This window comes from Streptomyces sp. (genome assembly GCF_036524955.1).
GTDB lineage: Bacteria > Actinomycetota > Actinomycetes > Streptomycetales > Streptomycetaceae > Actinacidiphila.
The window spans coordinates 1-6,749 of the sequence record NZ_DATDBG010000042.1 but is presented as its reverse complement, the minus strand read 5'-3'; the positions used below and the strand labels follow the sequence as shown (position 1 = coordinate 6,749).

6 protein-coding genes are annotated in these 6,749 nt (G+C 71.6%); 3 read left to right on the top strand and 3 right to left on the bottom strand.

The window, feature by feature from the left end:
* Window positions 1-84 precede the first annotated feature (84 nt).
* Complete coding sequence (locus VIW71_RS03695) at window positions 85-942, bottom strand: bifunctional 5,10-methylenetetrahydrofolate dehydrogenase/5,10-methenyltetrahydrofolate cyclohydrolase (RefSeq protein WP_331620481.1); 858 nt, start codon at window positions 940-942, stop codon at window positions 85-87.
* A complete protein-coding gene (locus VIW71_RS03690) occupies window positions 939-1,559 on the bottom strand; it encodes a cyclodeaminase/cyclohydrolase family protein (RefSeq protein WP_331620479.1) in 621 nt (206 codons plus the stop codon). Before VIW71_RS03690 ends, VIW71_RS03695 begins: the two co-directional genes overlap by 4 nt.
* A gap of 400 nt (window positions 1,560-1,959) precedes the next feature.
* On the opposite strand from VIW71_RS03690, the gene VIW71_RS03685 reads away from it, so the two are divergent.
* Window positions 1,960-3,258 carry an acyltransferase family protein gene (locus VIW71_RS03685; protein WP_331620478.1) on the top strand — a complete coding sequence of 433 codons (1,299 nt, stop codon included), beginning with the start codon at window positions 1,960-1,962 and terminating at the stop codon, window positions 3,256-3,258.
* Between the two features lie 193 nt (window positions 3,259-3,451).
* The gene (locus VIW71_RS03680) at window positions 3,452-4,051 is read left to right on the top strand and encodes a GNAT family N-acetyltransferase (protein WP_331620476.1); all 600 of its coding nucleotides are present in this window, start codon (window positions 3,452-3,454) and stop codon (window positions 4,049-4,051) included.
* A gap of 246 nt (window positions 4,052-4,297) precedes the next feature.
* On the opposite strand, the gene VIW71_RS03675 is transcribed toward VIW71_RS03680, so the two are convergent.
* Window positions 4,298-4,669, bottom strand: a complete 372-nt coding sequence (locus VIW71_RS03675; RefSeq protein WP_331620475.1) for a hypothetical protein — start codon at window positions 4,667-4,669, stop codon at window positions 4,298-4,300.
* Window positions 4,670-4,902: 233 nt separating this feature from the next.
* Here VIW71_RS03675 and VIW71_RS03670 point away from each other — a divergent pair.
* On the top strand, window positions 4,903-6,749 hold a 1,847-nt coding region (locus VIW71_RS03670; protein WP_331620474.1), incomplete at its 3' end, for an AAA domain-containing protein.

The following is a 6,749-nucleotide window of genomic DNA, read 5'->3' as shown; positions in this document are numbered from 1 at the left end:
TGCGGCGCCCGGGGGGCCCGCCCCGGCGCCCCGGCCGGGCGGCCCACCGGGGCGCCGGGGCCCTGCGGCACCCGCGTCCGCCCGCTACAGCACGCGAGCGGCGGCCCGTACCGTGTGCCGGAGCAGCAGCGCCGTGGTGATCGGCCCGACCCCGCCCGGTACGGGGGACAGCGCCGCGGCCTTCGCGCCGACCGCGGCGGCGTCCACGTCGCCGACCAGACCGCCGTCCGGGGTCGGGTTGGTGCCGACGTCCACCACGACCGCGCCCGGCTTGACGTGCTCGGCGGTGATCAGGCCGGGGCGCCCGGCCGCGGCGACCACGATGTCGGCGGCGGCGGTCACGGCCGGGAGGCCTACGGTGCGGGAGTGGCAGACGGTGACCGTCGCGTCCCGGTCGAGCAGCAGGTGGGCGAGCGGCTTGCCGACCACCGTGGAGCGGCCGACCACCGCGACCGTACGGCCGGCCACCACGACGCCGTGTGCGTCGAGGAGTTGGACAACGGCCTCCGCGGTCGCCGGCGCGAACGCCGGGAGCCCCGCCGCCAACCGCCCCAGGCTCAGCGGATTCGCCCCGTCCACGTCCTTCTCCGGCGCGATGGCGTCGGCGAGTTCGGCCGCCACCGACCCTTCGGGCAGCGGCGTCTGGAGGATGACGCCGTGCACCGTGGGATCGGCGCCGAGCTCGGACAGCCGCTCCCGGATCTGCTCGGGCGAGGCGTCGGCGGGCAGCCGTACGGTGTCGCACGCGATGCCGGTCCGGGCGGCGGCGCGGGCGATGGAGCGTACGTACCAGGCGGTCGGCTCGTCCTCGGTCGCGACCACGACAGCGAGCCTGGGCGGGGTGCCGTCCTGGGCCAACTCGGCTGCCAGGCGGGTGATTTCGGCGCGCAGTGCGTCGGCGCGGGGGCGGCCGGTGAGCTCGGCGGCGGTGGGGTTCGTCATTGGTGGATCCGCTCCCGTACGGCCTCGGTGACGGCTTCGGCACGGGCGACGAGCGGGTCCACGTCGGTGAGGACCCCGGTCAGTTCGAGGCGGATCGCGTCGTCCGTGATGCCGCCGAGGTTGATCTCGATGTTGACCCGGGCGGTGGCGGCCGCGGCGCGGGCGGCTTCGGTGGCGGCGGCGATGTCCGTCACCACGTTCGGGTTGCCGATGGGCAGCAGGTCCTCGGCGAGGGCGACGATCCGCGCGGCGGCGGCGATCACGTCCACGGGCGGGCGGGCGGCGCCGGCCAGGGCCCGCGCGATGGCCTGCGAGCGGTGCGCCTGCTGCTCGTCGTCGGCGCGGGGCAGCCGGTAGGCGTCGGTGACCGCGGTGAACGCCCGCGCGTCCGCCGCGGCCAGTCCCAGCGCGGCTGCGCGCAGTTCGTCGGCCTCGGCGGTGAGCTCGGCGATGCGCTCCGCGTGCGGCGCGTACCTCTCGCCGGTGGTGTAGCGGGCGACCATGGCGAGCAGCGCGGCGCCCTGGGCGGCGTGCAGCGCCGCGGCGGCGCCGCCTCCGGGCGCGGGTACGCGGGCGGCGAGCCGGTCGAGATACGTGACGATCGTCTCGTCCTGCACGGGGGGCTGCCCTTCGCCGTTGTCGGGTTCCCGATCTTACGGGGGCGGATTTCGCCGGGCCGGGCGACCCGCGAGCCGGGGCGGGCCCACGACGGGCGCGTACCGGCGGAACGGGACGCAACGGGCGGGTGCACGCGTGGGCGTGGACGGCGACGTGATGGTGACATGCCGTTGTCGCGGGTTCCGTGAGCGGCGATCGACGTCCGGGACCGCACGGCGGGCGGTTCGGCGGACGGGACCTGCAGCCCTGGTTCAGCCGTGGTTCAGCCGGTGACGGTTTTCAACGGGTGGCTTGGTCGGCGTAACCGCTTTACTTTAGGCTGGCGCTTCCTCGGGTGGCGCAGGCCGCCCGGGAACACGACGGACAAGGCCCGCCGGGCCGGACTGACGAGGGCGGCAGATGAGGCACGCGGGGAGTGCGGCGGACGACTGGCCGCAGCGCGAAGTGATCCCCGGCGGCAACGGGCTGTTGCAGGCTCACGCGTCCGTACCGGCGGCCACCGCGCCCCGCGAGGCCCCGGCGTTGCCGGGCGCTTCGTCGCGTGTGTCCACACCGCTGCCCGCACCTGCTCCGGGGCCCGCGCCCGCGCCCGCCCCCGCCTCCGCGCCCAAGCCGGCGTCCCCGCCCGAGCGGCGTCGATCGCGGCTGTACGTGATCGACGCGCTGCGCCTGGGCGCCGCGCTGCTGGTGGCGCTGCACCACTACGCGGGCACGTTCCGGGTGGACCGGCCGGACAACACGATCTGGGGCCGACCCGTCTCGGACATCATGCCGGGCGTGTTCCGGATCGCCGCGTACGGCTGGATCGGCGTCGAGATCTTCTTCGTCATCAGCGGCTTCGTGATCTGTATGTCCTGCTGGGACCGAAGGCCGCGGGACTTCTTCGTCTCCCGGGTGATCCGGCTGTACCCGGCGTACTGGTTCGGTGTGGTGTTCACCACCGTCGTGCTCACCGCGTACCCCGTCGTCTGGGGCCGGCCGAACACCCGCGAGGCGTTCTTCAACCTTTCGATGCTCCAGTCCGGTTCGCACGTCCGGAACGTGGACGGCGTGTACTGGACGCTCTGGTCCGAACTCCGCTTCTACCTGGTGTTTTTGGCGGTGGTCGCGACCGGCTTGACGTACCGCAAGGTCGTCATCTTCTGCTGCACGTGGGGCGCGCTCGCCGCGATCGCCCCGGTGGCCGGTCTGCCGGCCCTGTCGCTGCTCGCCGACCCCGACTCGACCTGGTACTTCATCGCCGGACTCGCCCTGTACCTGATGCACCGCTTCGGGCAGGACCTGCTGCTGTGGGGAATCCTCGGGCTGTCGTGGCTGATGGCGCAGAACGAGCTGGCCCGCCGGATCGAACACGTCGAGCACGTCTCGGGGTGGCGCGGCGCACTGCTCATCTACACGCTGTTCCTGGCGTTCATGGCCGCCGTCGCGCTCGGCTTCACCGACCGCGTCCAGTGGAAGTGGCTGGTGACCGCGGGTTCCCTCACCTACCCCTTCTACCTGCTGCACTACGCCGCCGGCACCACCGCGATCCACTACCTGCACGACCGCGTCGACGCGCGCCTCCTGATCGCCGGACTCATCGCCGCGTCGCTGCTGCTCAGCTACTTCGTGCACCGCTTCTTCGAACGGCCGGTGTCCCGCTTCCTCAAACGCGGCCTGACGAAGGCGTTCGACCAGTTGGGCGCGCCTTCGCGGTGACGGTGCCCGGGGTGACGGTGCCCGGGGTGACGGGGGTTTGCGTGACGGCGCTTTCGCGCTGACCGTCCCGGGCCGTCGTGCGGGGTTCCCGTACGCGTCTCGTACGCCGTCGTCGTACGCGGTGTTCCCGGAGAGCCCTGCCGGTGCCACGATGTGAGCGCCGGTCACGGGCCGGCGGCCGGGAGGAGACCCCATGGCGGAGACGGTGTTCCTGCGGCGCCTGAGCAGGTGGCAGGCCGATCAGCAGCGCGAGGCCGTGGCGGACCTCTACGTGGCGGCCTACCGTGACGTTCCCGGCGAGGCGCCTCCCGACCGGGACGACTTCCTCCGGCGTTTCGCCGCCGATGTCCAGCGCCCCGCCTTCGACATGGTCATCGGCAGCGCGGGGGGCGCGCTGGTGGCGTGCGCGTACGGCTTCCGCGCCGAGGGTGCCGAGGCGGCCGAGGGCGCCGACGCCGCCGCGAGTGCCGACCCCGCTGGGGGGCCGGGGGGCGCCGGGGGCGCTGAGGGTGGTGCGCGCCGCACCGACCGCCCTGGCCGGAGCGAGGCTCCCACCCAGGTCTTCACCGTGGCCGAGTTGACGGTGCTCCCCACCTACCGCCACCGCGGTGTCGCCGCCAGCATGCTGGAACGCCTCTTCGCCCGCACGGACGCCCCCGTCGCCCTCGCCCGCGTCTCCCGTGCCAACACCGCCGCCCGAGCCGCCTACCGCGCGTGGGGCTGGCAGCACACGGGCCCGACCTCCGCCGACCCCGACGCACGCGACCTCTGGATCCGCCGCCTCCGCGGCTGACGCGGACCACTCCCGACCCTTGCCAGTGGTGCACGCATCGGCTGTTGTCCTCCGGCTCGTGCTTCCTGAGTGACGAGACCCCTGTTACGGCCAGACCAGGCAGTAGAGCTGGTGGCCGGATTCCTCGCAGCGGCGGGCGAAGTCCTGCCATTCGTGGAGCGAGTGGCGAAGGCGGGGCGCTGACCTGCGGCTTCGCCGCGAAACGGCCGGTGACCAGGCGGAACGACCTTCAGCGTTTGCCGCCGGTCACCGACACTTTCGGGCCTCATGTGCCCTGGATGTGCCCTGGGTTCCAGGCCGAGGAGATCCGGCCCGGCTCCCACGCTGTCCCCGCCGATCAGAAGGGCTCGAAGCTCGGCTGGTCAGGTCGACGACGGTGCTGAGCTGCTGCCGCGTGATGCCGACGAGCGGGCGCGAGCCGATGTAGTCCTCGGCCGTGCGGTGTGCGGCGAGTAGCTGGTCCAGCCAGCCGCGGGTGGCGGCGTCCACCCGGAACGTGGCGTCCACCGCCCCGGCGACCCGTACGAGAAGGTACCCGTCGAGGGTGGCGCTCGGCAGCTCCGGGCCGGGAACGGGACCCGCCTCGACCCCGCCGGCCAGGTGTACGCGGCGGCACATGACGCGCTGTGCGTGGGTACAGACCTAGCAGTTGGCTGGCTTACGGCCAACTTTCATGAGACGTGGCTTGTTCACATCGTCATTCGCCCGTCCTTGTTGATGGTGGTGCTTCTCTCCTGCATCCTGGAAGGCTTTCCGTCGAGCCGAGATCTGGGGGATAGGTGTCTCTTCACTCTGCACTCCGTGCGAACAATCCGGAGGCGGTCCACCGCACGCGCCAACTCGTCGAATACATGCGCGAATTTGTTCGCGGGTCGTACAAGCCGGTGCGGGACTGGCAGAAATATCCCGAGGTTCTCTGGCTCTCCGGGCTCCCGGATGACAGGCTCCTGCGCAACCCGGATGGCGACCGGACTCTGCTCAAGGTGGCACACCGCCCGCCTCGCCCGGCTCCTGTCCTGCCCGAGGCGTTGGTGGGATGGGTCGATCCCGAAGCCGCCGCCACCGCGACTCCTGAAGTGCCACCGCTGGCCGAGTCGGGGCCGGGCCAGGGCTGGCAGGAGGACGAGAACGGAGACCTGTTCGAGGTCACCGAGATCCGCCGGGAGGACGCGCACGACGTTCTGCGCGCCTACACGCGATGGCTCGACGCGTGGCGCAAGTGGTCGGAAAAAGAGCGCGCAGACCGGCCCTACCGGGAACTCCATCAGCAGCTTTACCGAATGGCGACCAGGCTTCAGCAGGAGGGCGAGGAATACGAGGCGGTGCTGGGTGCCGGATTGCTGACTTTCGGAGCCGCACGTCCGTCGGCGCGCATCGCCCGGCACGTTCTGACAGCGCGGCTGATACTCACTGTGAGTTCCGTGAACATGTCCATCACCGTTGCCCTGGCACCCGGCGACCCGGCGAGGCTGGAGGACAGCGAGTTTCTTGACGCGGACGAGGGCTACAGCACCCGTCTGCTGGGCCCGCTGCGGGAACGTGTCGATGCGGAAGGGTTCCATCCGTTGTCCCGGGATGCCCAGGACGTGCTCGGTGACTGGTCGGAAAGGGCCTTCGGCACCGATCGCGCGGTGGCGTATCACCGTGGCTGGGGTCGCCCACCGGCCGACCCGGTGCTGCCGGTGCCCACGCTCGGGTTCGCGCCGGCGATCATTCTCCGTCAGCGGGGTCAGGGCGCCCTCGTGAACTTCTACGACGGCATCGCGAACCGTCTTGCCCAGCCCGGTGCCATTGCCCCACTGGGCCTGGCTCAGTTGCTGTACCGGCTGGAAGCGGACGACCGCAGGGCGTGGGGTACGGCGGCGGGGGCCCGTGAGGTGCCGCCCGCCCTTGGACCCGACCCGCTGTTCCCGTTGTTATCGAATGAAGCCCAACAAGAGGTGCTGAGGCGCCTACAGACCGATACCGGCGTTGTCGTTCAGGGACCGCCCGGCACGGGAAAGACGCACACAATCGCCAACCTCGTGTGCGCCCTGCTGGCGGACGGCAAGCGGGTGCTCGTGACGAGTGAGAAGGGCCAGGCTCTGAAGGTCCTGCGGCAGCAGCTACCTCCCGAGCTCCGCAGCCTGTGCGTCCTCCAGGGCGATCGGCGCCAGGCCGGCAGCGACGACCTGGAACAGTCTGTGCGGGCGCTCTCCCAGCTCAGCGCCACTCAGTCTACGGAGCGTCTTGAGGTACGGATCAAGAGCCATGAGGCCCTGCGCTCGGAACTGTCGGACACCCGCGCGCGGCTCCGTGACGAACTGCGCGCCATACGTGAGGCGGAGTGGTACGAACACCTCGACGTAGCACCCGGTTACAAGGGGCGGCTCGCGGAGATCGTGGAGGCCGTCGCTGCCAGTGCGCCGAAGTACGACTGGATGCCCGCCCTTCCCGCCTCGGCGCCGCGAGAACCTTCGCTGAGCCAGGATGAGGCCCAGCGCTTACTGAGTCTTGTGTCCCGGCATGGGGCCGGAGTGCTGGACGAGCATGCCGCCCGCTGCCCGGACCCCGCCGACTTCGTCGCACCGGTGCTGTTCGAAGAGGCGGTCAGCACCCTGGATGCTGCTGTACGTGCCTGTGCCGGGCCGGCATCCGACATGCTCGCCCGCGAACTCGCTGACCAGGGCATTGAGTTGATCACCACACTGGTCGAACT

What these genes read in the sequence shown, in the direction of transcription:
- VIW71_RS03695 (WP_331620481.1), bottom strand. Translation starts at nt 942, where the DNA reads ATGACGAACCCCACCGCCGCCGAGCTCACCGGCCGCCCCCGCGCCGAC.
- VIW71_RS03685 (WP_331620478.1), top strand. Translation starts at nt 1,960, where the DNA reads ATGAGGCACGCGGGGAGTGCGGCGGACGACTGGCCGCAGCGCGAAGTG.
- VIW71_RS03680 (WP_331620476.1), top strand. Translation starts at nt 3,452, where the DNA reads ATGGCGGAGACGGTGTTCCTGCGGCGCCTGAGCAGGTGGCAGGCCGAT.
- VIW71_RS03675 (WP_331620475.1), bottom strand. Translation starts at nt 4,669, where the DNA reads ATGTGCCGCCGCGTACACCTGGCCGGCGGGGTCGAGGCGGGTCCCGTT.